General features: G+C 73.2%; 20 protein-coding genes and 1 tRNA gene. 13 read left to right on the forward strand and 8 right to left on the reverse strand.

What is annotated here, in order from left to right:
- Positions 1 to 738 carry a TetR/AcrR family transcriptional regulator gene (locus tag AB0M92_RS17405; protein ID WP_366103029.1) on the forward strand — a complete coding sequence of 246 codons (738 nt, stop codon included), beginning with the start codon at positions 1 to 3 and terminating at the stop codon, positions 736 to 738.
- Positions 735 to 1610 (forward strand): alpha/beta hydrolase, encoded by an 876-nt coding sequence (locus tag AB0M92_RS17410; protein ID WP_366103031.1) that lies wholly within the window; start codon positions 735 to 737, stop codon positions 1608 to 1610. Before AB0M92_RS17405 ends, AB0M92_RS17410 begins: the two co-directional genes overlap by 4 nt.
- 27 nt (positions 1611 to 1637) lie before the next feature.
- On the opposite strand, the gene AB0M92_RS17415 is transcribed toward AB0M92_RS17410, so the two are convergent.
- Both AB0M92_RS17415 and AB0M92_RS17420 read right to left on the reverse strand, forming a co-directional pair.
- Entirely contained in the window at positions 1638 to 3248 is a 1611-nt protein-coding gene (locus AB0M92_RS17415) for a serine/threonine-protein kinase (protein WP_366103032.1), read from the reverse strand.
- 132 nt (positions 3249 to 3380) lie between these two features.
- A complete protein-coding gene (locus AB0M92_RS17420) occupies positions 3381 to 5915 on the reverse strand; it encodes a discoidin domain-containing protein (protein WP_366103033.1) in 2535 nt (844 codons plus the stop codon).
- 455 nt (positions 5916 to 6370) lie between these two features.
- On the opposite strand from AB0M92_RS17420, the gene AB0M92_RS17425 reads away from it, so the two are divergent.
- The 4 genes from AB0M92_RS17425 (at position 6371) to AB0M92_RS17440 (ending at position 8934) form a co-directional block, all read left to right on the forward strand.
- Positions 6371 to 7198 carry a hypothetical protein gene (locus AB0M92_RS17425; RefSeq protein ID WP_366103034.1) on the forward strand — a complete coding sequence of 276 codons (828 nt, stop codon included), beginning with the start codon at positions 6371 to 6373 and terminating at the stop codon, positions 7196 to 7198.
- A complete protein-coding gene (locus tag AB0M92_RS17430) occupies positions 7195 to 7881 on the forward strand; it encodes a class F sortase (RefSeq protein WP_366103035.1) in 687 nt (228 codons plus the stop codon). Before AB0M92_RS17425 ends, AB0M92_RS17430 begins: the two co-directional genes overlap by 4 nt.
- A gap of 61 nt (positions 7882 to 7942) precedes the next feature.
- Positions 7943 to 8440 (forward strand): pyridoxamine 5'-phosphate oxidase family protein, encoded by a 498-nt coding sequence (locus tag AB0M92_RS17435; protein WP_366103036.1) that lies wholly within the window; start codon positions 7943 to 7945, stop codon positions 8438 to 8440.
- 149 nt (positions 8441 to 8589) lie between these two features.
- Complete coding sequence (locus AB0M92_RS17440; protein ID WP_366103037.1) at positions 8590 to 8934, forward strand: hypothetical protein; 345 nt, start codon at positions 8590 to 8592, stop codon at positions 8932 to 8934.
- A gap of 149 nt (positions 8935 to 9083) precedes the next feature.
- On the opposite strand, the gene AB0M92_RS17445 is transcribed toward AB0M92_RS17440, so the two are convergent.
- Complete coding sequence (locus tag AB0M92_RS17445) at positions 9084 to 9509, reverse strand: VOC family protein (RefSeq protein WP_366103039.1); 426 nt, start codon at positions 9507 to 9509, stop codon at positions 9084 to 9086.
- A gap of 105 nt (positions 9510 to 9614) precedes the next feature.
- On the opposite strand from AB0M92_RS17445, the gene AB0M92_RS17450 reads away from it, so the two are divergent.
- The 4 genes from AB0M92_RS17450 (at position 9615) to AB0M92_RS17465 (ending at position 12804) form a co-directional block, all read left to right on the forward strand.
- Positions 9615 to 10412: a hypothetical protein gene (locus AB0M92_RS17450; protein WP_366103041.1), complete on the forward strand. Its 798-nt coding sequence runs from the start codon at positions 9615 to 9617 to the stop codon at positions 10410 to 10412.
- Positions 10413 to 10590: 178 nt separating this feature from the next.
- Positions 10591 to 11181 (forward strand): RNA 2',3'-cyclic phosphodiesterase, encoded by a 591-nt coding sequence (thpR, locus tag AB0M92_RS17455; protein WP_366103042.1) that lies wholly within the window; start codon positions 10591 to 10593, stop codon positions 11179 to 11181.
- A 267-nt stretch (positions 11182 to 11448) separates the two neighbouring features.
- On the forward strand, positions 11449 to 11850 hold the full coding sequence (locus AB0M92_RS17460) for a C40 family peptidase (protein WP_366103197.1): 402 nt from the start codon (positions 11449 to 11451) through the stop codon (positions 11848 to 11850).
- A gap of 192 nt (positions 11851 to 12042) precedes the next feature.
- On the forward strand, positions 12043 to 12804 hold the full coding sequence (locus tag AB0M92_RS17465; RefSeq protein ID WP_366103043.1) for a GNAT family N-acetyltransferase: 762 nt from the start codon (positions 12043 to 12045) through the stop codon (positions 12802 to 12804).
- 314 nt (positions 12805 to 13118) lie between these two features.
- Here AB0M92_RS17465 and AB0M92_RS17470 read toward each other — a convergent pair.
- Positions 13119 to 13195: transfer RNA gene (locus AB0M92_RS17470), tRNA-Met, on the reverse strand.
- 343 nt (positions 13196 to 13538) lie between these two features.
- On the opposite strand from AB0M92_RS17470, the gene AB0M92_RS17475 reads away from it, so the two are divergent.
- Positions 13539 to 17447, forward strand: a complete 3909-nt coding sequence (locus AB0M92_RS17475) for a Pls/PosA family non-ribosomal peptide synthetase (protein ID WP_366103044.1) — start codon at positions 13539 to 13541, stop codon at positions 17445 to 17447.
- 37 nt (positions 17448 to 17484) lie between these two features.
- On the forward strand, positions 17485 to 18894 hold the full coding sequence (locus AB0M92_RS17480; RefSeq protein WP_366103045.1) for a M1 family metallopeptidase: 1410 nt from the start codon (positions 17485 to 17487) through the stop codon (positions 18892 to 18894).
- 40 nt (positions 18895 to 18934) lie between these two features.
- Here the strand turns inward: AB0M92_RS17480 and AB0M92_RS17485 are convergent, their stop codons facing one another.
- Positions 18935 to 20008 carry a saccharopine dehydrogenase NADP-binding domain-containing protein gene (locus AB0M92_RS17485; RefSeq protein ID WP_366103046.1) on the reverse strand — a complete coding sequence of 358 codons (1074 nt, stop codon included), beginning with the start codon at positions 20006 to 20008 and terminating at the stop codon, positions 18935 to 18937.
- Positions 20009 to 20103: 95 nt separating this feature from the next.
- On the opposite strand from AB0M92_RS17485, the gene AB0M92_RS17490 reads away from it, so the two are divergent.
- Positions 20104 to 21054, forward strand: coding sequence for a helix-turn-helix domain-containing protein (locus AB0M92_RS17490; RefSeq protein WP_366103047.1), 951 nt, complete (start codon positions 20104 to 20106; stop codon positions 21052 to 21054).
- Here AB0M92_RS17490 and AB0M92_RS17495 read toward each other — a convergent pair.
- The 3 genes from AB0M92_RS17495 to argG form a co-directional block, all read right to left on the reverse strand.
- Positions 21018 to 22208 (reverse strand): epoxide hydrolase family protein, encoded by a 1191-nt coding sequence (locus AB0M92_RS17495; RefSeq protein WP_366103048.1) that lies wholly within the window; start codon positions 22206 to 22208, stop codon positions 21018 to 21020. The genes AB0M92_RS17490 and AB0M92_RS17495 overlap by 37 nt on opposite strands.
- A 125-nt stretch (positions 22209 to 22333) precedes the next feature.
- Entirely contained in the window at positions 22334 to 24061 is a 1728-nt protein-coding gene (locus tag AB0M92_RS17500) for a protein kinase (RefSeq protein WP_366103198.1), read from the reverse strand.
- A 157-nt stretch (positions 24062 to 24218) separates the two neighbouring features.
- Positions 24219 to 25667, reverse strand: a complete 1449-nt coding sequence (argG, locus tag AB0M92_RS17505) for an argininosuccinate synthase (protein ID WP_366103050.1) — start codon at positions 25665 to 25667, stop codon at positions 24219 to 24221.
- Between the last annotated feature and the right edge of the window lie 26 nt (positions 25668 to 25693).

Genomic DNA, 25693 nt, shown 5'->3' on the forward strand with positions numbered 1-25693 from the left:
ATGACGCTCCAGCACGAAACCGAGCCGGCCTCCGCCCACGCCGGATCACCCGCCTGGTGGCAGGCCCGGTACGCCGAACGCGACCGGCGCAGGCCGCGCCAGGGCGGGCTGACGCTCGACCGGATCACCGCGGGCGCGCTCGAACTGGCCGACCAGGAGGGCCTGGAGGCGCTCACCATGCGCCGGCTCGGAGAACGCCTCCAGGTCCGGCACACCTCCTTGTACCGGCACGTCGCGAGCCGGGAGGAGCTCCTGATCGAGACCGTCGACCACATGCTCGGCGAGATCCGGCTGCCCGAACTGCGCGGAGACTGGCGGGCCGGGCTGGAGCGCGGGGCGCTGGAGTTCCGGCGGGTCCTCGCGGCGCACCCGGCGGTCGTCCCGCTGCTGACCTCCGGGCAATTGCTCGGCCCCAACGCCCTGCGGGCCCGTGAGCACGCCCTCGGCCAGCTCCTCTCCCACGGGTGGAGTCCGCGGTCGGCCGTCCACGTCTACCTCACGGTCACCCACTTCGTGATCGGCGCCGCCGTGCTCGACTCCGGCGGCGCCGCCCGGACCGCCGGACAGCGCGCCGCGATGGCCGAGTTGTTCGGTTCCCTCTCCCCGCTCACCCATCCGTCCGTCCACCGCCACGCCGAGCTCCTCAACTCACTCGACCCCGAAGCGGAGTTCGAGTTCGGCCTGCGGACCCTGCTGTACGGGCTGGACCACCGGCACTCCGAGGAGGCCCGCGCATGAGCGGCACACGCGCCCTGCCACCGCTGCGCAGTTGGACCGAAGGCGGCACCACCTCGCTGATCGGCGGGCACCGCGTCTTCGTACGCCAGGACGGGCCTCCGCCCGGTCCGCCCGTCACCCTCGTCCACGGGTTCCCGACCTCCTCGCACGACTGGGCGGCCGTGGTGCCGGTGCTCGCCGCGGCCGGGCTCCGGGTCACCACGCTCGACCTGCTCGGTTTCGGCGAGAGCGACAAGCCCCGGCGCCACCGCTATGCGGTGCTCGACCAGGCCTCGCTCGTCGAGGAGGTCTGGCGGCGGCACGGAATCGGATCCACGGCCCTGGTCGCGCACGACTACGGAGTGAGCGTCGGTCAGGAGCTGCTGGCCCGCGACCCGGCCCGGATCACCCACATGGCCTGGCTGAACGGCGGCCTCTACCCCGATCTGCACCGCCCCGTGCCCATCCAGCGCCTGCTGCACGGCCCCCTCGGCCCGCTGTTGGCGCCGTTCACCACGGAGCGCCGCTTCGCTGCGACCCTGCGCACCGTGCTGGGCCGGCCTCCCCATGACGGGGACCTGCACGATCTGTGGGTGTCCGCCTCCCGCGCCGACGGCCACCGCCTCGCCCCGCGCCTGCTGCGCTACATCGACGAGCGCCGTGTGCACGAGGCGCGGTGGGTCCGTGCACTGGAGGACTTCGCAGGGCCCGCGCTGTTCGTGTGGGGACCTGCCGACCCGATCAGCGGCGCCCACGTACTGGCACGGATCCGGGTCCGCATGCCGGACGCCCACGTCGTGGAGCTGACGGGGCCGCCGGCCGTCGGGCACTACCCCCAGCTGGAAGACCCGGAAGCGGTGGCGGCGGCCCTCGTCGGGTTCCTGGCGCCCTGAGGCGCCCGGCGCAACGAGCGACCGGATTCAGCGGTTGCGGGTCAGGGCCGCCGGGGCTCCGGCCGACTGGGCACCCTCGGATTCGAGCGTCAGCCGGTCCGCGGAATCCATCGTCAGCACGTAGAGGTTGCCCTGGGGGCAGTCGAACGAGGCGGCGCGGTCGGTCGGATGGCTGGTCACCGCCGCGAAGACCGCCGTGTTCCCCTTGATCTGCTGGAGTTTGAGCGCCTCGGTGCAGCCCAGGTCACGCCCGGAGGAGACCTCCTTGACGTCGCTGACCTGCTTGCCGGCGATCTCGCCCGGAGCCGCGGCGTTCAGCGTGACCGTGACCGAGAAGTCACCGGTCCTCGCCCGGGTGATCCCGTCGGCGTCCGGCGTCCCGGGCCCCACTCCGGACCACGTGCCGGCCCAGGTCTGCGGCAGGGAGCCGGCGGACGGGGCACCGGGCGAGGAGACGGCGGTCGCCGCCGGGGAGGACGACGACCCGGACGCCGGGGGCGCACCGGCGGACCCGCCCGCGTGACCGTCGCCACCACCCTTCAACAGCACGGTTGCCAGCACGGCGGCGCAGACGACCCCGCCGATGGCCAGGCTCCTCGGGGAGCTCCATCCGGTCCCGGTGCCACCCCCGGCTCCGGGCGCGCTCCCCGGAGGAACCGGGGCGAACGGCGGCGGCGTCGGCGGCGCACTCGGCACGGTCCCGGTCCCCGCCGGCGCTCCGCCCGAAGGGTGCGATGCGCTCAGCAGCCCCCGGAGCTCGGTGTGCCGGCGGCCGGCCTCCGCCACCAGGGCCGGCGGCGCCGCCGCGCTCCAGTCCCCGTCCTGCGCCGCGCCGAGCCGTGCCCGTACCTCCTCGGCCGTCGGACGTCCGGCCGGTTCCTTGGCCAGGCACTCCCGTACCAGCGCGAGCAACGACTGCGGTACCCCGTCCAGCACGGGCTCGTCGTGCACGATCCGGTACAGCAGGGCCGGCAGCGAGAGCTCCTCGCCGCCCGTCAGGAAGGGGCTGCGGCCGGTCGCGGCGTACACGAGGACCGCGGCCAGCGAGAACACGTCGGCCGGGGCCTCCGCCACGGCGCCGACCGCCTGCTCCGGCGCGAGGAAGCCGGGCGTGCCGATGACGGCGCCCGTCTGCGTGTGGCGGGGGTCGCGCACGGCGCGGGCGATGCCGAAGTCGATGAGGAAGGGCCGCTCGGGGCCGAGCAGCACGTTCGCCGGCTTGATGTCGCGGTGTACGACTCCCACCGCCCGTACGGCGACCAGCGCGGCCGAGAGTTCCCGGGCCAGGCACCACAGGGCCGGTTCCGGCAGCGGCCCGTAGCGGCGCACCCAGTCGCCGAGCGAGGGCGCGGCGACGTACTCCGTCGCCAGCCATTGCGGCAGCACGCCCGGCGGGCTGAAGTCCACCACCGAGACCGTCCACGGGCTGCGTACGCGGTCGTTGGTGCGTATCTCGCGGGCGAACCGGTCGGCGAAGTCCGGCTCCAGGCTCAACTCGCGGTGCACGGTCTTGAGGGCGAGCGGCCGGCCGGAGGGGGTCCGGGCCAGGAACACCTCGCCCATTCCGCCCTCACCGAGCCGCGCCAGCAGTCGGTACCCGCCGATCTCCGGCAGGTCGCCGGGCCGCAAAGACTCCACTGAACTCCCCCGTCCCCCAGGACCGCTGCACGGCCCGCGGCGAACGGACCGATCGGTGGTCAACTTAGCGGACGGGCCCGCCCCGCAGCGGTGTCCGGTCGGCTCGGCGGCCGCCGGACACCGCGCACGGCATCAGGAGACGGTGATGAACTTCGCGATGCTCGGCACCCCTTGGGCGTCGAGGGCGAAGAGCATGTAGTTCCCCGGCAGGACCACGCCGGTGTCCGCCGGTACGGACACCGTGTACGCGCCGGTCCCCTTGGCCGTGGAGGCCAGCGGGACCCGCCTCTGGTCGTTGTCCGTGGAGTGGGTGGCGGCCGCGGCCCGCATCAGCACGAAGGAGGCCACCGGGCCCTGGGTGCTCACCGTGAGCGAGGCGCCGGGGGCCGCCTTGGAGGGCACGCCCCCGGTGATGGCGGGACGCGGCTTCGGCGATCCGTCCGCGTTCAGCAGGTACGGCGGGGTGAAGACGGCCCCGTCGGCGTGGTTGGTCGCGCAGTCGCCGCACAGCCCTCCGCCGCCCGAGAAGATCCGGCCGTCCGGCAGCAGGTTGGCCACGCTGTGGTAGTTGCGCGGTATGGCCATGGTGGCGAGCGGGGCGAAAGTGCCGGTCGCCGGGTCCCACAGCTCGGGGGCCAGCACGGAGGTGGCGTCGCTGAAGGGCACCGGATAGGCCTGTCCGCCGAAGACGGCCACCTTCCCGTCGGGGAGGACGACGCTGTTGCCGAAGGCGCGGGCGTGCTCCATGTCCCCGGTGCGGGCGGCCCGGACCGCCTGGCCGCCGCCCTGGATGCTGACGGTGTAGGCGCGCCGGGTGGCCGGGGTCTTCTCGTAGGCGGGCGAGCCGCCGAGGGTGAGCAGTTTGCCGATGTCGTACGCGACGGCGTTGCCGGTCATGGCGTCCTGGCTGTCGGCCCGGGTTCCGGCGGGGGTGATGCTGCCCCGGCCGCCGGTGGAGATCCAGTTCATCTGCTTGCTCGGACCCAATTGCAGTACTTTGCCGCCCGACGTCGCGTACAGCCACATGTGGTTGTCGGCCCGGTAGGGCCCGGCCGGGTCCGCGGTCAGCGCCGGAGCGGCCGGGACCCCGGGGAGAGTGCGCCAGGTACGGGTGTCCGGCGACCAGGCCTCGCCGGCCTTGTCCGTGTTCGCGGCTCCGCTCCAGGACCCGCCGAGGACGAAGGCCTCGCCGGTGGAGAGCAGGGTCATCGCCTGGTAGCCGCGGGCGATGTTCATGCCGGCGGTGGCGGACCACCGGTCGGTGGCCGGGTCGTAGATGCTCGCCTTCTCGGCGTTGCTCCCGCCGGTGACGAGCACGCGGCCGTCGGCCAGCATGGCTATGCCGGGACAGAACATGTCGTGGCCGGTGTTGTCGATGCGCCGCTGCGTGACCTTGCCGGTCTTCAGGTCGAGGATCGCGGTCTGGGTGTAGCCGTTGCTGCCGCCGAAGCGGTCGACGGCGTACGCGGACCAGGCGAGCAGTTTGTCACCGGGCAGGGCGGCGGTGGCGACGGGTACCAGGGGGAACCCGGTGATCCGCCCCCAGGAGCCGTGGACGGCCGGGCTGGCCGGTCCGCTGAGCCGTATCTCGCCGGCGGAGGTCCAGGGCCCGCGGCCGCCGGCCTCGGTGGTCACGGTCAGGCGTACGTAGCGCGCGGTCTCGGTGCGCAGGAACGTGGCGGTCTTGACGGTGTCGTCGTCGCGCCAGGTGCCCGCGGCGACCGGGGCTGCGAAGGCCGCACCGTCGGTGCTGGTGGCGATCGTGTACGCCCCGGCCCGGCCGTTGCTCCAGTCCAGGCGCGGGTGGTAGACGAGGGCGGAGACGGCCGTGGTGCGGTGCATGTCGATGGTGATGCTGTGCGGCAGCGGGGCGGGCGTGCCCGACCACCTGCTGTGCCAGAGGGTGTTGGCGTCGCCGTCGAGGACGTTGGCCGCGCGGCCGTTCTCGCCGGTGGTCTCCTCGTCGCTCGCCGTGGCCGTCCAGCCCGTCCGGGGCAGGTCGACGGTGGCGGCGGGGGTGCCGGGGTCGCCGAGCAGGTTGATCTCGGCGGCGGAGGTCCAGGGCCCGCGGCCGCCGGCCTCGGTGAGCGCGGTCAGCCGCACGAAACGGGCGCCCTGCGGGGCGAAGCCGAGCGTCTTGGCACTCCCGTCGTCCGCGAGGGTGCCCGTGGCCACGGGGTTCGCGGCCGCCCAGTCCTGTCCGTCCGTACTCACGCTGATGCCGTACTCGCCGACGCGGCCGTTGGATCCGTCGGCGCGGGGGAGGTAGACGAGCGCGGAGACGACGGCGGTGCGGTGCATGTCGATGGTGAGGGTGTGGGGCAGCGGGGTGGGCGTACCGGCCCACTTGCTGTGCCAGAGGGTGGCGGTGTTGCCGTCGAGCACGTTGGCGGCGCGGCCGTTCTCGCCGCCGGTCTCCTCGTCACTGGCCACTGCCGTCCAGCCGGTCCGGTCGAGGACGGGGGCCGTGGGCTCCATGGCGTTGGCGGGCGCGATGCCGTGGTGGGGTGACTGGCGCGCGGTCTGCTGGTCGAAGGGGACGGGTGCGGGCCGCGGCGCGGGCGCACGCCCGGCCGCGGCCGGGCCGGTGACTCCGATCCAGGGCGTCAGCCCGATCAGCAGCGACCCGAGCCCGAGGGCGATGAGCAGGTGGGAGCGGCGTAACACGCGGGGAAAGGCGAGGAAGCGTCGCCTGTGCTGCAAACTGACCTCCGGGGGTGAACTGGTGCATACCCCACAGAACATAGATCAGTGCGGCGCCAACTCATGCGGAATCAAAGTGAGTTGGCGCGAACCCGCGCCCCCTGACGGCAAGTACCCCTCGTTTCCGCGAACGGGTCGTCCTGCGGACCGGGTTGCCGGGGGACGTGACGCTGCCGCGCCCGCCGGTCCGCCTCGACCTGGGTCCGGCCGGGTGGTGGACGCGGTGACGGCGTACGCCTCGGCCGACTCCTGGCCCGCGTTCGCGGCGGCCCTCGCACTTTCGCGAAATTTTTCGAAGAGGCACCCATCCGGGGGCGCCGGCGCTCCGAAGTAGCGGCGAGACCCTCTCCGGGGGCTCACTTCACCCCCGTACGATCTGCGGCCCTCCTCCCGGGAGGGGCCGCGGAACAGGAGCGAATGTGATAGCCAAGCGCACTGGTCGCCTCGTGGTGCTGACCGCCGGACCCGCCGCCGTCTGCCTCGCCCTCGGGCTGTCCTGCCCGGCCCTCGCCGCGGAGGGCGCAAAGGCGTACCAGATCGACCTCGCGCAGCTCAACGATTCCGGTTCCCGGGGTACGGCCATGCTGAGCATCAAGGGCAACCAGCTGACCGTGCAGATCAAGTCCGAGGGCATGGTGCCCGGGCAGCCGTCGGCCCAGCACCTGCACGGCTCGACCAAGGGGCACGACTTCAAGTGCCCGGACGCCACTGACGACACCAACCGCGACGGGGTCCTCAGCAACACCGAGGCCACCGTCGACTACGGCGACATCAACATCTCGCTGACCACCTCCGGGGACACCAAGGCGGCCAGCGGGCTCGCGGTGGAGCGGATGCCCGTCGCCGACAAGCAGGGCAAGCTCTCGTACAAGCGGACGATCACGGTCGCGCAGGACGTGGTCGACCACATCAAGGACCTGCACATCGTGCAGCACGGCATCGACCGCAACGGCAACGGCACGTACGACGTCCAAGGGGCCGGCAAGAGCGAGCTCGACCCGAAGCTGCCCCAGGAGGCGACCGCTCCGACCAACTGCGGCATGGTGATGGGCGCGTCGGTGGGCTCGATCCCGGTCGGCGGCATCGAGACGGGCGGCGGCACGCCGCAGGGCGCGCCTCAGAGCGCGACGATTCCGGCCGGCGCGGCACTCGCCGTGTCCGCGGCGGCGGCCGGGGTGGTGTTCCTCGCGCGGCGGCGGATCGCGTCAAACCCGGTCGTTGCGCAAACCAAGGGCGCCGCCGCATGAGGAATCCCCGCCGCACCTCGCCCCGGACCGTGCGCCGCGCCCTGGGCGCCGCCGCCCTCGCCACGCTGCTGCTGACCGCTTGCGGGGGCAAGGACCCCGCGGCGTCCTCCGCGGCGCCGCCCCCCGCCCCGGCGGGCAACGCCGCCGGAAGCCCTCCCGGCGCGGAGGCCTCCGCGGGCGGACACCACACGGCGCCGCCGAAGGCCGGCGCGCAGGCGGAGCCGGCCCTGGCCCGGTCGGAACCGCAGAAGATCACCATCCCGTCCCTGGGCCTCTCCAGCACCCTGGAGACGCTGCGCCAGAACACGGACGGCAGCATGGAGACCCCGAAGAACCCGGCGCTCGCGGGCTGGTACGAGCCGGGCCCGACCCCCGGCTCCCAGGGGCCGGCCGTCATCGCCGGCCATGTCACCTGGAACGGCGCGGCGGCCGTTTTCGAGAAGCTGAAGACGATGAAGGCGGGTGACACCATCAAGGTCACCCGGCGGGACGCCAAGACGGCCACGTTCACGGTGGAGCGCGTGGCCGAGTACCCGAAGGCCGATTTCCCCACCCTCGACGTCTACAAGAACCTCGATTACGCGGGCCTGCGCCTGGTCACCTGCGGCGGGGACTTCGACCCGAAGAAGCACTACTACGACAGCAACGTGGTCGTGTTCGCCCGCATGACGAGCACCGCGTGACGACCCGGTTTCTCCTAAGCTGAGGTGGTATCGGCGATCAGACGTGGAAGGCGGTGCGGCCGTGCAGCCGAGCGAGATCACCGAGGTCCTGGCCCATCCCGTCAGTCAGGAGCTCCTGGCCCGCGACCTGACCCGCCTCGCGTACGCCGCGAAGGACGGCACGCCCCGTGTCGTCCCGATCGGCTTCTTCTGGAACGGCTCCGAGATCGTCATGTGCACAGCGAAGAACGCGCCGAAGGTCGCGGCCCTGCGCGACAACCCGGCGGTCGCCCTGACGATCGACACCGAAGTGCACCCGCCGAAGATCCTGCTGGTCCGCGGACAGGCCGAACTGGACGTCGTCGAGGGCATCCCGGAGGAGTTCCTGCAGTCGAACGGGGCGTACACGATGACGCCCGAACAGCGGCTCCGGTGGGAGGCGGACGTCCGGTCGCTCTACGACGGCATGGTCCGGATCGTCGTCGCCCCGAGGTGGGCGAAGATGATCGACTTCGAGACGACCCTCCCGAGCGCCGTCGAGGAGCTGATGCGGGAGCAGGGCGAACGCCGAGGCGGCTGACCTCGGCGGCGGTCGGCTCCCGCAGGGACGACCCCGTTGGTGCGGCGCCCGGCCGGCCGTCCGCTACCCGCGGTCTGAGTACGACGCACACCCGGAAGGTGAGTACCAGGACGGCTGTGCCGTGCCCGCCGAACGGGTTGGATCGAGGCATGAACGCAACCGCTCCCCCTGCGACACCCCCGGCGCCCGCGGCCGGACGAAAGGACCGTTCCCGGCTCTGGTCAGGGCTGTCCGCCGCCTTGTTCGTCCCGGCGGTCCTGGCCGCCGTCATGCTGCTCCTGTCGTCCGTTCGGGTGTCGCGCTGTGTGACGTACGGAGTCGACTGCGCCAGGGGGCTGCCCGGGGGGCTGTTCGTCTGGAGCGCCGGCCTCGCCGTCGCAGCGTTGGCCGTCGCCCTGGCCGCTCCCGCGCTGCGGGTGCGGCAGGTGGCGCTCGGCACCCAGCTCCTCGCGGAAGGCACGGCGCTCCTGGTGATCCTCAGCCACTACGCTTGAGCCCTGCCGCGCGCGGCTCCGGGAGGTCCCGTGACCATGTCACGTCGCTGGAGTCTGCGGGGGTGCGCCTCGGCGGCTGCTCCGGCGAGAAGGCCCGGGAGTTGCTCGTGCGCGGGCGGGACCGGGACCGCCGACCTCCCGTGCGCCGCTCACAGGACCGGCTCGCCGATGCCCAGCAGGTTGCCCTCGCTGTCCCGGAACCAGGCGGCGCGCTCCCCGCGCGCCCCCTTGCTCGGATAGTTCCCCTCGATGTCGGCGATCCCGTCCTCCGTCCGGAACCCGGGCGCGTCCACCTCTTCGAAGATCACTCCGCGCCCCCTCAGTCCCGCCACGACCGCCTCGATGTCGTCGACCGTCAAGGCCATCTGGGTGAAGGTGCCGGGTGACGCCCCCGTCGACTCGAACAGCACGAACTCCGTCGTCCCGCACCGGTACAGCAGCCCGCCGGGCCGCTCGTCGACGGGCTCCAGGGCGAGCTTCTCGGCGTAGAAGCGCCGCGCCCGGTCCAGGTCCTGAGCCGGAAGCCGGGTGGCGACGTGCGCGCGGGCGAGGGTGTTCCTGTCGTCGGCATTCATGCCCCCACTCTGCCCACCGCGCCGCGAACCGCGGGCCGCCACTCGCCTCCCCGCGCCCCCACCCACCGAATGGCCCCGGGGGACACGACGGCGCACTCTGGAAGGGTGAAGACCGAAGGGTCCCCCGCGGCCCGCGGTGCGATCGCGGGATTCCTGGAGAATCCCGTCATCGGCATGGCGCCCTGGATCATCTTTTCGCTCCTCGTCGGCCCGGGCAGGTTCGAGATCGCGGTCGTCCTCGCCCTGGCGACGACGATCGTGCTGGTCACGGCCGGGCGCGTGATCAACAAGGGCAGCTCGTGGAAGCTGCTGGAAATCGCCGACCTGGTCTTCTTCGCGATCCTCGCCCTCATCGGCCTGCTCGCGAGCGAGGGCACGCGCAAGTGGCTGGAGACGTACGCGGGCGAGGTGTCCAACATCGCCCTGGTCCTGATCGCGTTCGGGTCCATGGCGATCCGGATGCCGTTCACCCTCCAGTACGCGCGGGAGCGCGTCGATCCGGAGTACTGGCACAAACCCTCGTTCCTGCGGACGAACTACCTCATCACCGGGGTGTGGGGGCTGGCGTTCCTGGTGGCCGCGGCGGCGGGCGCGTACGGCGACCTGGTGCTGCACAATCCGAACAACATCTGGACCGGATGGATCATCCAGGTCCTGGCCATCGTCGGGGCCCTGCGCTTCACCGACTGGTACCCGGAGGTCGCACGCGCCCGGGCCCTGCGCGAGGCGGGTCAGCCCGGCCCCGAGCCGCCGAACCTCGCCGGGATGTTCGTACCCCTGGCCGGGCTGCTGGTGCCGATCGGCATCGCCGTCCTGATCTTCGACGACAACGTGTGGTGGCTCGGCGTGGCCCTGATCGTGGTGGGCGGCACGCTGACGAAGCGCTTGGCCGCACACCACTGACCGGTGCGCCATGCCCCACCCGGGCGGCGGAGGCCACCATCAGGGGGCCAAGGCGTCGGCGCACACGGACAACTGACGGATGGTCAGAATCAATCGCCCGTCCGTGACCGGTCCGCCCCACGACGCCCGGGCGGAGCGGAAGATGACGGGAGCGCCGGGGTACGGTACGAAGTCCCCCGTGAACGATCAGATCCCGTCCCCCTCCGCCGCCGCGACCATCCGCCTGTTCGTCGCCCTCGCCCCGCCCGACGACGCCAAGGAGGAACTGGCCAAGGAGCTGCGACCCTCGTACCGCGCCTACCCGGACCTGCGGTGGAACCGCATCGAGGACTGGCACATCACCTTGGCCTTCCTCGGTGAACTCCCGGTCTCCGCGGCCGCGCTCCTACGGCCCCCGCTCGCCGCCCTCGCGGCGGCACACCGGCCGCTGGAGCTGGCGCTGCGCGGCAGTGGGCACTTCGACCAGCGGGTCCTCTGGAGCGGGATCGAAGGGGAGGTCGAAGGGCTGCACCTGCTGACTTCGCAGGTCCGCACCCTCGTCAGGGAATGCGGAATCGCCTACGAGGACCGGCCGCTGCGCCCACACCTCACGCTGGCCCGCTCCCGCCGCAGCGACCCGTCCAGCACCCTGGAAGTCGCCGCCGCGCTCACGGAGTTCGCCGGCCGCACATGGCGGACCGAACGCCTCCATCTGGTCGGCAGCAACATAGGCCGCGGCCCCGGCCCGATCCACTACCGCGACATCGAGTCCTGGGAATTCGAAAAATAATGCATACGTACAAACTCGGACGATTTTACTGAACCGAGATATTTGAAGCCGTGTCCGATCGCGGCAACTCCGCGCCGATCGGACAAAACTGGTCCGCCATCGAGAGCCAGTACGCAATGTCACCGACGCAGAACCTCACCGGGACTGTTTCAGCAACACAATGCGGAGGTATCACGATTGAGTTGCACCAGAACGGACCACCGAAAACATCGCACCGCCCACCGCACGACCCGCCGTATCGCCACCGTCCTCACCTTCTGCGTCATAATCTCCCTCGCCAGCTTCACCGGCCCCGCCGCGGAGGCCGAGGCGGCCTCACCGTACGGCGCCAGGGCCGTCGAAATCGCCGCATCCAAGCGGGGTGCGCCGTACGTCTACGGCGCGACGGGGCCGAGGGAATTCGACTGCTCGGGCCTCACGCTCTACGCGTTCCGACAGGCCGGCCGGGCGCTGCCCCGCACCGCCGACGAGCAGTACGAACACACACGCCACATCGGCCGTGTTCAGCGCGTACCGGGCGATCTGGTCTTCTTCCCCGCGGGCTCGACCATAGGACATGTGGGTATCTACGCCGGTCATGACAAGATCTGGCACGCCCCACGGCCGGGCACCCGCGTACGGCTCGAACGCATCTGGAGCGGAAACGTCCGCTACACCCGTGCCACCTGAGCCGCCCGAGCGGCCTGAGCCACCGGTCTTGAGGCCCCGGGGGGCGTGGTCACCCGCCCGGGCGCCGTCGGCAGTGGCCCCGGGCCGAAAGGGCCGTCCGGCCGGCACCCCGGCCCCGCACCTCACGCGGTTCGGCGAATACTCCACAAAATTCCGAGGCGGCCATCGCCCACGGCTGCTTACTCTCCCCCCATGCCACACTCAGCACTACCGCAGATCAACTCCTTCATGTCGGCCTTCGCCCGCCGCCAGGCCGCACGCGTCGTCGACGTCCCGGGCGGGTTCGCCGTACACGACGACGCCTTTGCACATTCCCGCGCGAACAACCAGCTCGTCATCGATACGGCCGTCGATCCCGAGGCGCTGCCCGCCATCGCGGAGGAGGCACTGGGACACCTGCCCTACCGGCTGATCTCCGTCCTCGACGACGAAGTCGGCACGGCGTGCGCAGAGCCGCTGATCCGGGCCGGATACACGCAATCCACCTATCTCGTCATGCTGCACACAGGCCCGGTCCCGGCCGGCGGATCCGCAGAGGCGATGGACCTCGACGCCCTGCGCGTCCCGCTCGCCCGGCGATGGCGGGACCTGCTTCCGGACGCCGACGACGTGGAGGTACGCCACCTCGTCGACCGGCGCGAGGCCCGCCGCCGCGGGGCCGACGTCGTCCACTTCCTCGGTGCCCGCACGGAGGAGGGCGAGGTCGCCTCATGGGCCGACCTCTATCTGGACCCGGCGACCGGCATGGCCCAGATCGAGGACCTGATCACCTCGGAGGCCCACCTCGGGCGCGGTTACGCCGGTGCCGTCCTGTCCACCGCCCTGCGCCTGGCCGCCGACCACGACTGCGGTACCCGGTTCCTGACCGCCGATGCGACGGACTGGCCACGTCACTGGTACGAGCGCCGCGGCTTCTCCGTCATCGGCCACACCCACTGCTTCCAACGCAGCTGATCCAGAGACGGCCAGGAAGGCCCGCCATGACCGGCTCACCCGCCCTGGACGGCGACGCCGCCGAAGCGTTCGCCGTCTGGCGGACGGAGTGCGAGCCGCGCCCTCGTCCGCCTCACGGGCGGTGTTGCGGCTCTGCGCTCACGCCGGCCGGCGGCCGTGCAGGAGCTGCGGGACCGGCTCCTGCCGGTACTCGCCGCGCGGACGGGCAGAGCGGCCGACAGCCTGGAGGTACGGCTGTTGGCGGATGCCGTACTCGACCTGCGCCGCCGGTCATGACAGTTGGGCCCCGCCCGTGCGTGACGGGGCCCAACTCTTGGTGGCCGGGACGGGATTCGAACCCGTGACCTCTGGGTTATGAGCCCAGCGAGCTACCTACCTGCTCCACCCGGCGTCGGCTCCACCACCGTACGACCGGCTCCCCGTCGCACGCCAACGGATTTGCGGCAGGGCCCGGGCGGCGGGCGATCACCGGCGGCGCCACCCGCCGACGAGGACCACCGCCGAAGAGGACCACCGCCGGGGCGCCACACCGTCACCGCGATCACCGGTTCGGCGCCCTCCTGACGGACCCGGCGGGACCGGCTCTTCTGCGCCACGGGCCGAGCCTTCAGCGAGAAAACTCTTGATGCCGCAGTAGAATGGCCGGTTGTTCGACGCCGGACCGGAACAACCCGGGCAGACCTGGGCTCCGCCGGCGACCCGGATGTCCCCCCGGGAGCGAGACGCGAGGGCCGATGGCAGCCACACCTGGGCACGGTGACCCGACCCTGCTCGACGACAGCGACGCGCGCGAGGAGACCGGCAAGTTCGCCCGGTTCTCCGCCGGGCCCGCCGCCCCCACGCGCACCCTCGTCGACATCTTCGAGACGTCCGTACGGTCCTGCCCCGACGAGCTCGCCCTCGACGACGGCTCCGCCCAGCTGACCTACCGGGCGCTGGCCGTCGAGGTGGAGCGACGCCGGCGCGCGCTTGAGGCCGCCGGCGTCGGACTCGGCGACCGGGTCGGCGTCCGCGTGCCCTCCGGCACCAATGAACTGTATGTGGCCATTCTCGCCGTACTCGCCGCAGGTGCCGCCTATGTCCCGGTCGACGCCGAGGACCCCGACGAGCGCGCCGAGCTGGTGTTCGGCGAGGCCGGGGTACGGGCCGTGCTGGGCGGCGGGGAGCGCGTCGACGTCACCGACCCGCCGGACGTTCCCGTCTCCGCCGCGCGCCCCGGTCCCGAGCACGACGCGTGGATCATCTTCACCTCCGGCTCCACCGGCAAGCCGAAGGGCGTCGCCGTCAGCCACCGCAGCGCCGCCGCGTTCGTGGACGCCGAGGCCGCACTGTTCCTCGGCGAGGAGCCCATCGGCCCCGGCGACCGGGTCATGGCCGGTCTGTCCGTCGCCTTCGACGCCTCCTGCGAGGAGATGTGGCTGGCCTGGCGCTACGGCGCCTGCCTCGTACCGGTCCCCCGGTCCCAGGTCCGCAGCGGCGCCGACCTCGGCCCCTGGCTCGTGGAGCAGGAGATCACCGTGGTCTCCACCGTGCCGACCCTGGCCGCGCTGTGGGAGCCCGAGACCCTCGACGAGGTCCGGCTGCTGATCTTCGGCGGCGAGGCCTGCCCGCCCGAGCTGACCCAGCGGCTGGTCACCGAGGGCCGGGAGGTCTGGAACACGTACGGGCCCACCGAGGCCACCGTCGTCGCCTGCGCCTCCCTGCTGACCGGCGAGGAGCCGATCCGGATCGGCCTCCCGCTGAACGGCTGGGAGCTGGCCGTGGTCGACGAGTCCGGCGAACCGGTGCCGATGGGCGGCAGCGGCCAGCTCGTGATCGGCGGCGTCGGCCTGGCCCGCTACCTCGACCCCGAGAAGGACGCCGAGAAGTACGCCCCGCTGGAATCCCTCGGCTGGGAGCGCGCCTACCGCAGCGGCGACCTCGTCCGCGCGGAACCCGAGGGCCTGATCTTCCTCGGCCGCGGCGACGAGCAGATCAAGCTCGGCGGCCGCCGGATCGAGCTGGGCGAGGTGGACGCGGCGCTCCAGGCCCTGCCCGGCGTCGCCGGCGCGGCCGCGGCCGTGCGTACGGCCCGCAGCGGCAACCAGCTGCTGGTCGGCTACCTGGTCGCCCAGGAGGGCTGGGACCACGCGGCTGCCGTGGAGCGGCTGCGCGCCGAGCTCCCCGCGGCCCTCGTACCGCTGCTCGCCCGGGTCGACGAGCTGCCGACCCGCACCTCCGGCAAGGTCGACCGGAACGCCCTGCCCTGGCCGCTGCCGGAACTGGAGGCCACCGGCCCCACCGAGCAGCTGTACGGCACCGAGGCCTGGCTCGCCGAGCAGTGGGCCGAAACCCTCGGCGTCGGCGTCGGCGGCGCCTGCGACGACTTCTTCGCCATAGGCGGCAACAGCCTCGCCGCCGCCCAGCTCACCACCCGCCTGCGCACCCGCTACCCGCGCGCGGCCGTCCTCGACATCTACCAGCAGCCCGTGCTGCGCAAGCTGGCCCGGCGGCTGGAGAGGTCCGTACAGGACGACGACGCGGCCCGGATCGTCGCGCCCGTTCCGCTGCGGGCCAAGGTCGTGCAGTCGCTCCTGCTGCTCCCGCTGTTCACCGTGGTCGGAGTGCGCTGGAGCGTGGCCCTGCTGGCGCTGGGCAACGCGCTGCACTGGTTCGGTGCGTACGCGTGGGCGCCGACCGCCTCCTGGTGGGCCGTGGTACCCGCCGCCGCACTGCTCTTCAGCCCGCCGGGCCGCCTCGCGATCGCGGCCGGCGGCGCGCGCCTGCTGCTGCGCGGGGTCAAGGCGGGACGCTACCCGCGCGGCGGAAGCGTGCACCTGCGCCTGTGGACGGCCGAGAGGCTGGCCGAGTACGTGGGCGCGACCTCGCTCACCGGTTCCTGGCTGGAGCGGTACGCGCGGGCCCTCGGCGCGAAGGTCGGTCCCGAGGTGGACCTGCACTCGCTGCCTCCCGTGACGGGCATGCTCAAGCTGGGCCGCGGCTGCGCCGTGGAGTCCGAGGTGGACCTCTGCGGGCACTGGCTGGACGGCGACCGTCTGGTGATCGGTCCGGTCAAGGTCGGCGCGGGCGCCGTGGTCGGCACCCGCAGCCTGCTCTTCCCCGGCGCGCGCGTCGGCAAGCGGGCCGAGGTGGCCCCCGGCTCGGCCGTGGCCGCGACGGTGCCCACCGGGCAGCGCTGGGCCGGTGCCCCGGCCGTCAAGCTCGGCAAGGCCAAGCACAACTGGCCCAAGCAGCGCCCGCCGCGCGGGCTCTTCTGGCGGGCCGCCTACGGTGCGGCCGGCGTCGGCCTCACCGCGCTGCCGGTGCTCTCCACCGTGCCCGCCCTGCTCGTGGTCAGCCGGTTCGTGCCCGCCGACGCGGGTCTGGCCGAGGCCCTGCGCGGGGCCCTGATCGCCGTGGTGCCCGGCGCGCTCGCGTACGGGTTCACGTACGCGGCCCTGCTGCTGGTCTCCGTGCGCCTGCTCAGCCTGGGCCTGCGCACCGGAACGCATCCGACGCACAGCCGGGTCGGCTGGCAGGCCTGGACCGTCACCCAGCTGATGGACCTGGCCCGCGAGACGCTCTTCCCGCTGTACGCCGGTCTGATCACCCCGGTGTGGCTGCGGCTGCTCGGGATGAAGATCGGCCGGGGCGCGGAGGTCTCCACCGTGCTCGCGCTGCCGAGCCTGACCACCGTCGGCGAGGGCGCGTTCCTCGCCGACGACACGCTGACCGCCCCGTACGAGCTCGGCGGCGGCTGGATGCACATCGGTCACTCCGAGATCGGCCGCCGGGCGTTCCTCGGCAACTCGGGCATGACCGCTCCCGGCCGCAGCGTGCCGGACGGCGGGCTGGTGGGCGTCCTGTCCGCGACCCCGAAGAAGGCCAAGAAGAACAGCTCCTACCTGGGCCTGCCGCCGGTGAAGCTGCCCCGCTCCGCCGAGACCTCCGACCAGAGCCGGACCTACGATCCGCCCGGGCACCTGCTGTGGGCGCGCGGCCTGGTGGAGCTGTGCCGGCTCCTGCCGGTGTTCTGCTCGGCCGCCCTGGCCGTCCTGATGGTGGCGGCGCTGTGCGCCCTGGCCACGGCGAGCGGCGGCCCGGGCGTCTGGGGTACCGCGCTGCTGTCCGGAGTGGTCCTGCTCGCCGCCGGCGTGGCCGCGGGCGCCGTCTCGGTGATCGCGAAGTGGCTGCTCGTGGGCCGGCACCGGACGGGCGAGCACCCCCTGTGGAGCGGCTTCGTATGGCGCAACGAGCTGGCCGACACCTTCGTCGAGGTGCTGGCCGTGCCGTGGCTGGCCGGTTCGGTTCCCGGCACCCCGCTGCTGAACCTGTGGCTGCGCGGGCTGGGCGCCCGGATCGGCCGGGGCGTGTGGTGCGAGAGCTACTGGCTGCCCGAGTCGGACCTGGTGGAACTGGGTGACGGGGTCACCGTGAACCGCGGCTGCGTGTTGCAGACTCACCTCTTCCACGACCGGATCTTGAGGACGGATACTGTGGTCCTCCGCGAGGGCGCCACGCTGGGCCCGGGCGGAATCGTCCTGCCCGGAAGTTCGGTCGGGGCCCACAGCACGCTGGGTCCCGCCTCTCTCGTGATGGCCGGGGAATCCGTCCCCGCCGACACCCGTTGGCTGGGCAACCCGATCGAGGCATGGCGGGCCTGACAAGGGCCCGGGCACAGCGCAGGGAGCGGAAGCGGCAATGAACGGCCAGAGAACAGCGGCATCGGACCCGTACTTCCCCGACAACGGAGACTCTCGTTACCGCGCGCACCGGTACGAACTCGCTCTGGACTACCGGCCCGGCCCCAACCGGCTGGCCGGGACCGCCCGGATCAGCGCGATCGCGGGGCGGGCCCCGCTCGCCGAGTTCCACCTGAACCTGGCCGAGTTCAAAATAGGCCGGGTCATGGTGAACGGCCGGGCCCCGCACTACACCCACCGGGGCGGAAAGCTCCGGATCCGCCCGGCCAAGCCGCTGCCGGCGGGCGCCGCCTTCACCGTGGAGGTGCACTGGGCGGGCAACCCCAAGCCGGTCCGCAGCCCCTGGGGCGGGCTCGGCTGGGAGGAACTGACCGACGGGGCGCTGGTGGCCAGCCAGCCGGTCGGCGCACCGTCCTGGTACCCGTGCAACGACCGGCCCGCCGACAAGGCCTCGTACCAGATCTCGGTCAACACGCCCTCCTCGTACACGGTGGTGGCGGGCGGGCGCCTGCTCACCCGGACGGCCAAGGCGTCCACGACGACCTGGGTGTACGAGCAGCCCGCGCCGACCTCCAGCTACCTGGTCGGGCTGTCCATCGGCGTCTACCAGACGGTGCTGCTCGGCGACCCGGGGCTCGGCGGGGTGCCGATGACCGCCCACGTACCGGCGCACCTGCTCCCGCAGTTCTCCCGCGACTTCGCCCGGCAGCCCGCCATGATGCAGCTGTTCGAGGACCTGTTCGGGCCCTATCCGTTCGGGGAGTACGCCGTCCTCGTCGCCGACGAGGAACTGGACGTGCCGGTGGAGGCCCAGGGCCTCTCCCTCTTCGGCGCCAACCACGTCGACGGCGCCCGCGGATCGGAGCGTCTCGTCGCCCACGAACTCGCGCACCAGTGGTTCGGCAACAGCGTGACCATCACCGACTGGCGGCACATCTGGCTCAACGAGGGCTTCGCCAAGTACGCCGAGTGGCTGTGGTCGGAGCGCTCCGGCGGCCGTCGCGCGCACGATCACGCGGCTGCCGCGCACCGGCTGCTGGCCACGCTGCCGCAGGACCTGCGGCTGGTCGACCCGGGCCGCAAACTGATGTTCGACGACCGTCTGTACCAGCGCGGCGGGCTCGCGGTGCACGCGATCCGCTGCGCGCTGGGCGACGGGGCCTTCTTCCGGATGCTGCGCGACTGGGCCACGGTGCACCGCCACGGCGTGGTGAGCACGGCCGCCTTCACCACGCACGTGGCCCGGTACGCGAACGAGCCGGTGGACGAGGTGTTCTCGGCCTGGCTGTACGAGCCCTCCCTGCCGCCGCTGCCGGTGCCGCCGCCCGTGCGGCCGACGGCGACGACCCCGGCGAAGCCGGGGTACCCGCCCACGAACGGCCGCTCGGCGGGCCGGGCCTCCGCCTGAGGGCCGGCCGGTCGGCCGCGCGACCGCACGGCCGACCGGTTCAGCCGCAGGGCTCGGCGGCGCCGAGCTCGTACGAGAGGTGCTGCGGGGCGAGCGCGGTCAGGAAGGCGTGGGCGTCGAAGACCTCGCCGGGCGCGACGGTCCCGACCGCCTTGGTCTCGCCCGCGAGGACGCGGCTGACCGCTTCGACGACCAGGGGCGCCGTGACGGCGTAGATGTCCTGCCCGCGGGCCACCGCCCGGCGCCGGGTGGCGCCCGCGCGGACGGTGACCTCGACGAGGAAGGTCTGCGCCGAGCGGCCCCGGTCGTCGACCGGCTCGGGCGCCGCGGCCTCGGGGGCCAGGACCTCCCTGACCGCGTCGACCGTCATGAAGGTCCGGATGCCCGGAGCGGACAGGTGGTGTGCGATGGTCACGCTGTCCGTGGTGGTGAACTCGCCGATCACGGCCCGTTCCCCGACCGGGGCGGGGAAGGTCCACTGCCCGGTGGGTGCCGCATCGGTGCGCAGCTCCAGGCGGCCGTCCGCGTAGACGAGGCGGCGGCCCTCGCGCCGGCGCCGCGAGACCTGGCCGGACCCGCGCGTCCCGGCGGTGGGCCGCCAGCTGCTGAGGGCGAAGGCGATGTCGATCTCGATGTCGATGCCGTCCGCGGCCGGGGCCCCGCCCAGTGCGGCGGTGGCGAGCAGGTCGCCGAGGCCTCCGTAGAACGCCATGGCGGGCATGACCACGATCCCGGCCTCGCGGGCCCGGTCCGCGTAGTGGGCGAAGGAGTCGGCGGCGGCCTCCACCTCACCCGCGACGTCCAGGTAGGCGACGCGGGCGCGCAGCGCCGCCTCGATGACCGGTGGGGCGGTCTCGGCGAAGGGACCGGCGCAGTTGATCACGGCGGCGGCGCCGGCCAGTGCGCGGTCCAGCGCGTCCGGATCGCCGGCCGAGGCCGGCCGGACGTCGAGCCCCGGGAACTCGGCGGCCAGTGCGCGCAGCTTGTCCGCGTCGCGGCCGGACAGGATCGGGGTCAGCCCCCGGTCCAGCAGCTCGGAGACGACGAAGCGTCCGGTGTGCCCGTACGCGCCGAACACCGTCACCGGCGCCGCCACCGCTCGATTCTTTTCCATGAGGCTCCCCCGTCGGTCGATCACTGATGCCATCGTGCCCGCGGGGGCGCTCTGCCGGCAGTAGCGGTAATGCCACGCCCCGTACACTTTCGGACATGAGCCTTGTCGCGCTGGCCGTCACGCCCGGGGTCCCGCACTTCGAACTCGCCGCCGCCTGCGACGTGTTCGGTGTGGACCGCTCGGACCTGGCGGATCCCTGGTACGAGTTCGCCCTGTGCGGCCCGGACTCCGTGCCCGTCGGCGGCCGCTTCCGGGTCGAACCCGACGCGGACCTCGACCGGTTGGTGCGCGCCGACACCGTGATCGTCCCCGCCTGCGCAGACCTCGACGCGGATCCGCCCGCCGAACTGGTCGACGCCGTCCGCGCGGCCCACGAGGCGGGCGCCCGGGTGGCCTCCCTGTGCACGGGCGCGTTCGTCCTGGCGGCGGCGGGGCTGCTGGACGGACGCCGGGCCACCACGCACTGGCTGCACGCCGCCGCGCTCGCGGCCAAGTACCCGCGGGTGCGGGTCGATCCGGACGTGCTGTACGTGGATGACGGCAGCGTGCTCACCTCGGCCGGCAAGGCCGCCGCGATGGACCTGTGCCTGCACCTGGTCCGCCTCGACCACGGCTCGGCCGTCGCCAACCAGGTCGCGCGCCGCCTCGTCGTCCCGCCGCACCGGGCCGGTGGCCAGGCCCAGTTCGTCACCACGCCGGTGCCCGAGCCCCGCGACCACCCCCTGGGCGCGCTGCTGGTCTGGACGATGGAGCGGCTCGACCAGCCGCTGACGGTGGAGGACCTGGCCCGCCGGGCGAACATGAGCTCGCGCCACCTGGCGCGGGTCTTCACCGACCTGACCGGCACCACTCCCCTGCGCTGGATGCTGACCCAGCGCATCCACCGGGCCCAGGAGCTCCTGGAGACCACCGACGACACGGTCACCGCGATCGCCACGGCCACCGGCATGGGCACCGACGCCACCCTGCGCCGCCATTTCAACCGTACGGTCGGCGTCCCGCCCGAGGCTTACCGGCGCACGTTCCGCGCCGCCGCCGCGCGGTAGGGGCGGAAGAACGCGCGGAGCTCCTGCGCGTACAGCTCGGGTTCCTCGAACGGGGCGAAGTGGCCGCCGCGCGGGGGCTCGGTCGCGTACACGACGTTCGCCGTGCGCTCCAGCCAGGCCCGCGGCGGTCGGACCACGTCGCCCCGGAAGATCGAGAATCCGGACGGCACCTCGACCCGGCGGGCGTGCTGGGCGAGCGGGACGGCGGCGTTCGCCCGGTACATGCGCATCGACGGGCCGATCGTCCCCGTGAGCCAGTAGAGCGTGATGTTCGTGAGGATCTCGTCCTTCGTGAAGCTCCGCCCGACGTCGCCGTCGCAGTCGCTCCACGCACGGAGCTTCTCGACGATCCACGCGGCGAGCCCGGCCGGCGAGTCGGTGAGCCCGAAGGCGGCGGTCTGGGGTTTCGTGCGCTGCATGGCCGCGTACGCGCCCTCGGTCGCCCCCCAGGCCGCGGCGGCCTCCAGCCAGGCGCGCTCCTCGGGGGCGAGCTGCGCCGGGTCTGCGGTGAAGAGCGGCAGGCCGGCGTCCGTGCGGTGCACGGCCACGACCCGGTCGGGGTGGTCGAGCGCGAGGTAGCGGCTCACGTGGCTGCCGAGGTCCCCGCCCGCCGCGCCGAACCGCTCGTACCCGAGCACGCCCATCAGCTCGGCCCACAGTCCGGCGGCGGCGATGGTGTCGAGGGGCGGTCCGGTGGGCCGCTCGGAGTAGCCGAAGCCCGGCAGGTCGGGGACGACCACGTCGAAGGCGTCGGCGGGATCGGCGCCGTGCGCGGCGGGGTCGGTGAGGAGCGGGACGACCTTCGCGTACCGCCAGAACGAGTCGGGCCAGCCGTGGGTGAGGACCAGCGGCAGGACGGGCGCCCCGGCGGGGGCGACGGCACGGGCGTGGACGAAGTGGATCGCGAGGCCGCCGACCGGCACCCGGAAGCGCGGCAGCCGGGCGAGCTCCGCTTCCCGCGCCGGCCAGTCGAAGCCGTCGGCCCAGTAGGCGACGAGCTCGCGCAGGTAGCCGAGGTCGGTCCCGAGCGACCACCCGGCGTCCTCGGGGGCGTCCGGCCACCGCGTCGCACGCAGGCGCGCCCGGAGGTCTTCGAGCGCCGCGGGGTCGGTGTGCGGGGTGAAGGGCTCGGGGCGGGGGGAGGCGTCCGGCATGGGCCGCATCCTAGGGGGTGTCCGCAGTGCGGCGAGAGCACTGCCGGGCGACGCGGGACAGGCGGGACTCTGCGCACACCCCCCAGGGCGTGCCGGCCGGGTCGCTCCCCCGGACACCCACCGCGTCAGCAGCGGTTCGACGAGCCCTTCTGGCGGGTCAGGTTGTCGTTGGACATCCAGCCGGAGGCGTTCGTGTCGGCGGCGTGGACGTAGGTCCATTTGTTGCCGTACGCGTTGACGACGTAGCACTGGTACGTGAGCTTCGTACCGGACTTGGCCACCGCGACGGCGGGGCATTCCTGGTACGGCCCGGTGGTGATGTGGTAGGTGCCCGACATGAAGCCGTAGGTTCCCGGGTTCCGGTCCTGATGGCTCCAGCCGGTGCAGGCCGTCGACACGGGAGTGGGCCCGGAGTGCGCCGGGGACGACGGCTTGGGGGACGCCCCGCCGCTCTTGCCGCTCGGTGCGGGCGTCGGCGATTTGCCCGGCTTGCCGGAGTCCTTGGGCGGCTTCGGGGACCGGGAGCCCTGCCCGGTGGACGGGCTGCCGGTGGTCTGGGGCGCAGCGGCGTGGGCCTGCGCGCCGCCGCCCTTGTCCGCGTGGTCGCCCGCCGCGGCGTACGTGATCCCGCCCCCGGCCAGGACGACGGCGACGGCCGCCCCGATGACCACGCGTCCGCGGGTCGCCCTCGCCGTGGCGCCGGCGTGCGGTCCGGTCGGTGCGCCCGTGCGCGGGATGGGCCCCGACTGCCCGGGGGCGGGCATCGCGTAGCCGGGGTAGGGCGGTTGCGGGGAGGGCCGGGGGTACGGGACCGGCGCGGGACCGTAACCGGGCGGCGGCGTCGGGGATCCGTGTGCCACCGCCCCCGCGGGCGGGCCGGTCATCGGCGGCGCGGCGGGAGGCGGGGTGAGGGAGGGCGAGGTGAGGGAGGGCTCCGTCCCGGGGCCCGGGGCGAAGCCGGGCGGGAACGCAGCCGGGCCCGCCCCGTCCGGGCTCCTGCCCTCGGCCACCGCCTGGAGCATCTCGCGCGCCCGGCCCGCGCCGGGCCGGCTCTCCGGCTCCTTCGCCATGAGGGCGCGCAGTACGGGCGCGAGCGCTCCGGCGCGGCGCGGCTGCGGCAGCGGCTCGGTGACGATCGCCGACAGCGTGGACCAAGCCGATGTACGGCGGAACGGGTACGCGCCCTCGACCGCGGCGTACAGCGTCATGCCGAGCGACCAGATGTCCGACGCCGGACCGGGTTCCCGGCCTTGCGCGCGCTCCGGCGGGAGGTAGTCGAGGGAGCCGATGATGCTGCCGCTGCGGGTCAGCTTGGCCATGTCCTCGTCGGCCGCTGCCTGCACGGTGGCTATGCCGAAGTCGGTGAGGACGACCCGGCCGTCGGGCTCCAGCAGCACGTTGGCCGGTTTGACGTCGCGGTGCAGGACCCCGGCCCGGTGCGCGGCGTCGAGGGCGTCCATCAGCTTGGCGCCGATCGCCGCGGCCTCGCGCGGTTCCAGCGGGCCGCGTCGTTCCAGCACGTCGTCGAGCGAGGGCCCGTCGACGAGTTCCATCACGATGACCGGGAGGCCCTCCTCCTCGGTCACGTCGTGCACGGTGACCACACCGGCGTGCCGGATGCGGGCGGCGGCCTGGGCTTCCCGCTGCATCCGGGCGCGCAGATCGGCCAGTTCGGGTGCGGAGGCGTCGGTGTAGGCCCGCATGACCTTGACCGCGACTTCACGGCCCAGCAGTTCGTCCACGGCGCGGGCGACCACGCCCATGCCCCCGCGTCCGATCATCGCGGTCACCCGGTACCGCCCGCCGAGCACCCTGCCGACCAGCTCCGCGCCGTTCGCCTCCCCCGCCGTCACCACACGCCCCGTTCCTCGCCGTTCGTCAACTCGCGCATCGAGCAGGCCCAGCGTAGCGGCGCACGCGTGCGGATCGGCGCGGGACGCGGACACGGCCCCGGGCGGTCCGCACGTCGTCGACGTGCCGGACCGCCCGGGGCCGGGGCCCGCCCATCGGTCAGTCGGTGCCGAACTCCATCGCCGCGCGGTCGAGCAGCTCGTCGTCCTGCGAGACCTCGCCGCGGGAGGCGATGGCCTCCGCGCCGCCCTCCGGCATGACGCCGATGAGGCCGGTCGCCGCCGCCTGCGCCGAGCCGATCAGCTCGGGGTGCGCGGTGCCGACGATGCCGAGGCCGGCGTACTGCTCCAGCCGGGCGCGCGAGTCCGCGATGTCGAGGTTGCGCATGGTGAGCTGGCCGATCCGGTCCACCGGGCCGAACGCCGAGTCCTCGGTGCGCTCCATCGAGAGCTTGTCCGGGTGGTAGCTGAAGGCAGGGCCGGTGGTGTCGAGGAGCGAGTAGTCCTCGCCGCGCCGCAGCCGCAGGGTGACCTCGCCGGTGACGGCCGAGCCGACCCAGCGCTGGAGCGACTCGCGGACCATCAGGGCCTGCGGGTCCAGCCAGCGGCCCTCGTACATCAGCCGGCCGAGGCGGCGGCCCTCGTTGTGGTAGTGCGCGAGGGTGTCCTCGTTGTGGATCGCGTTGACGAGGCGCTCGTACGCGGCGTGCAGGAGGGCCATGCCGGGCGCCTCGTAGATGCCGCGGCTCTTGGCCTCGATGATCCGGTTCTCGATCTGGTCCGACATGCCCATGCCGTGGCGGCCGCCGATGGCGTTGGCCTCCATCACCAGGTCGACCGGGGAGTGGAACTCCTTGCCGTTGATCGTCACCGGGCGGCCCTGGGCGAAACCGATGGTCACGTCCTCGGCGGCGATCTCGACCGACGGGTCCCAGAACCGCACGCCCATGATCGGCTGCACGGTCTCCACGCCGGTGTCGAGGTGCTCCAGCGTCTTGGCCTCGTGGGTGGCGCCCCAGATGTTGGCGTCGGTGGAGTACGCCTTCTCGGCGCTGTCGCGGTAGGGCAGCCCGTGGGCCACCAGCCACTCCGACATCTCCTTGCGCCCGCCGAGTTCGTGGACGAAGTCGGCGTCGAGCCACGGCTTGTAGATGCGCAGGTGGGGGTTGGCGAGCAGGCCGTAGCGGTAGAACCGCTCGATGTCGTTGCCCTTGAAGGTCGAGCCGTCGCCCCAGATCTGGACGTCGTCCTCAAGCATGGCGCGGACCAGCAGGGTGCCGGTCACGGCGCGGCCGAGCGGCGTGGTGTTGAAGTACGCGCGGCCGCCCGAGCGGATGTGGAACGCGCCGCAGGCGAGTGCGGCCAGGCCCTCCTCGACCAGCGCCGCCCGGCAGTCGACCAGGCGCGCGATCTCGGCACCGTAGGCCTTGGCACGGCCGGGCACCGACGCGATGTCGGGCTCGTCGTACTGGCCGATGTCGGCGGTGTAGGTGCAGGGGACGGCACCCTTGTCGCGCATCCAGGCGACGGCCACGGAGGTGTCGAGGCCGCCGGAGAAGGCGATGCCGACGCGCTCGCCGGCGGGCAGGGAGGTGAGAACCTTGGACATGGGAAGAGTATGCATCGAAACGCATG

The organism is Streptomyces sp. NPDC051582 (assembly GCF_040681715.1).
Classification (GTDB): domain Bacteria; phylum Actinomycetota; class Actinomycetes; order Streptomycetales; family Streptomycetaceae; genus Streptomyces.

Coding starts and splice junctions, on each gene's coding strand:
- AB0M92_RS17405 (WP_366103029.1), top strand. CDS start 1: ATGACGCTCCAGCACGAAACCGAGCCGGCCTCCGCCCACGCCGGATCA.
- AB0M92_RS17410 (WP_366103031.1), top strand. CDS start 735: ATGAGCGGCACACGCGCCCTGCCACCGCTGCGCAGTTGGACCGAAGGC.
- AB0M92_RS17430 (WP_366103035.1), top strand. CDS start 7,195: ATGAGGAATCCCCGCCGCACCTCGCCCCGGACCGTGCGCCGCGCCCTG.
- AB0M92_RS17440 (WP_366103037.1), top strand. CDS start 8,590: ATGAACGCAACCGCTCCCCCTGCGACACCCCCGGCGCCCGCGGCCGGA.
- AB0M92_RS17445 (WP_366103039.1), bottom strand. CDS start 9,509: ATGAATGCCGACGACAGGAACACCCTCGCCCGCGCGCACGTCGCCACC.
- AB0M92_RS17465 (WP_366103043.1), top strand. CDS start 12,043: ATGCCACACTCAGCACTACCGCAGATCAACTCCTTCATGTCGGCCTTC.
- AB0M92_RS17475 (WP_366103044.1), top strand. CDS start 13,539: ATGGCAGCCACACCTGGGCACGGTGACCCGACCCTGCTCGACGACAGC.
- AB0M92_RS17480 (WP_366103045.1), top strand. CDS start 17,485: ATGAACGGCCAGAGAACAGCGGCATCGGACCCGTACTTCCCCGACAAC.
- AB0M92_RS17485 (WP_366103046.1), bottom strand. CDS start 20,008: ATGGAAAAGAATCGAGCGGTGGCGGCGCCGGTGACGGTGTTCGGCGCG.
- AB0M92_RS17490 (WP_366103047.1), top strand. CDS start 20,104: ATGAGCCTTGTCGCGCTGGCCGTCACGCCCGGGGTCCCGCACTTCGAA.
- AB0M92_RS17495 (WP_366103048.1), bottom strand. CDS start 22,208: ATGCCGGACGCCTCCCCCCGCCCCGAGCCCTTCACCCCGCACACCGAC.
- argG (WP_366103050.1), bottom strand. CDS start 25,667: ATGTCCAAGGTTCTCACCTCCCTGCCCGCCGGCGAGCGCGTCGGCATC.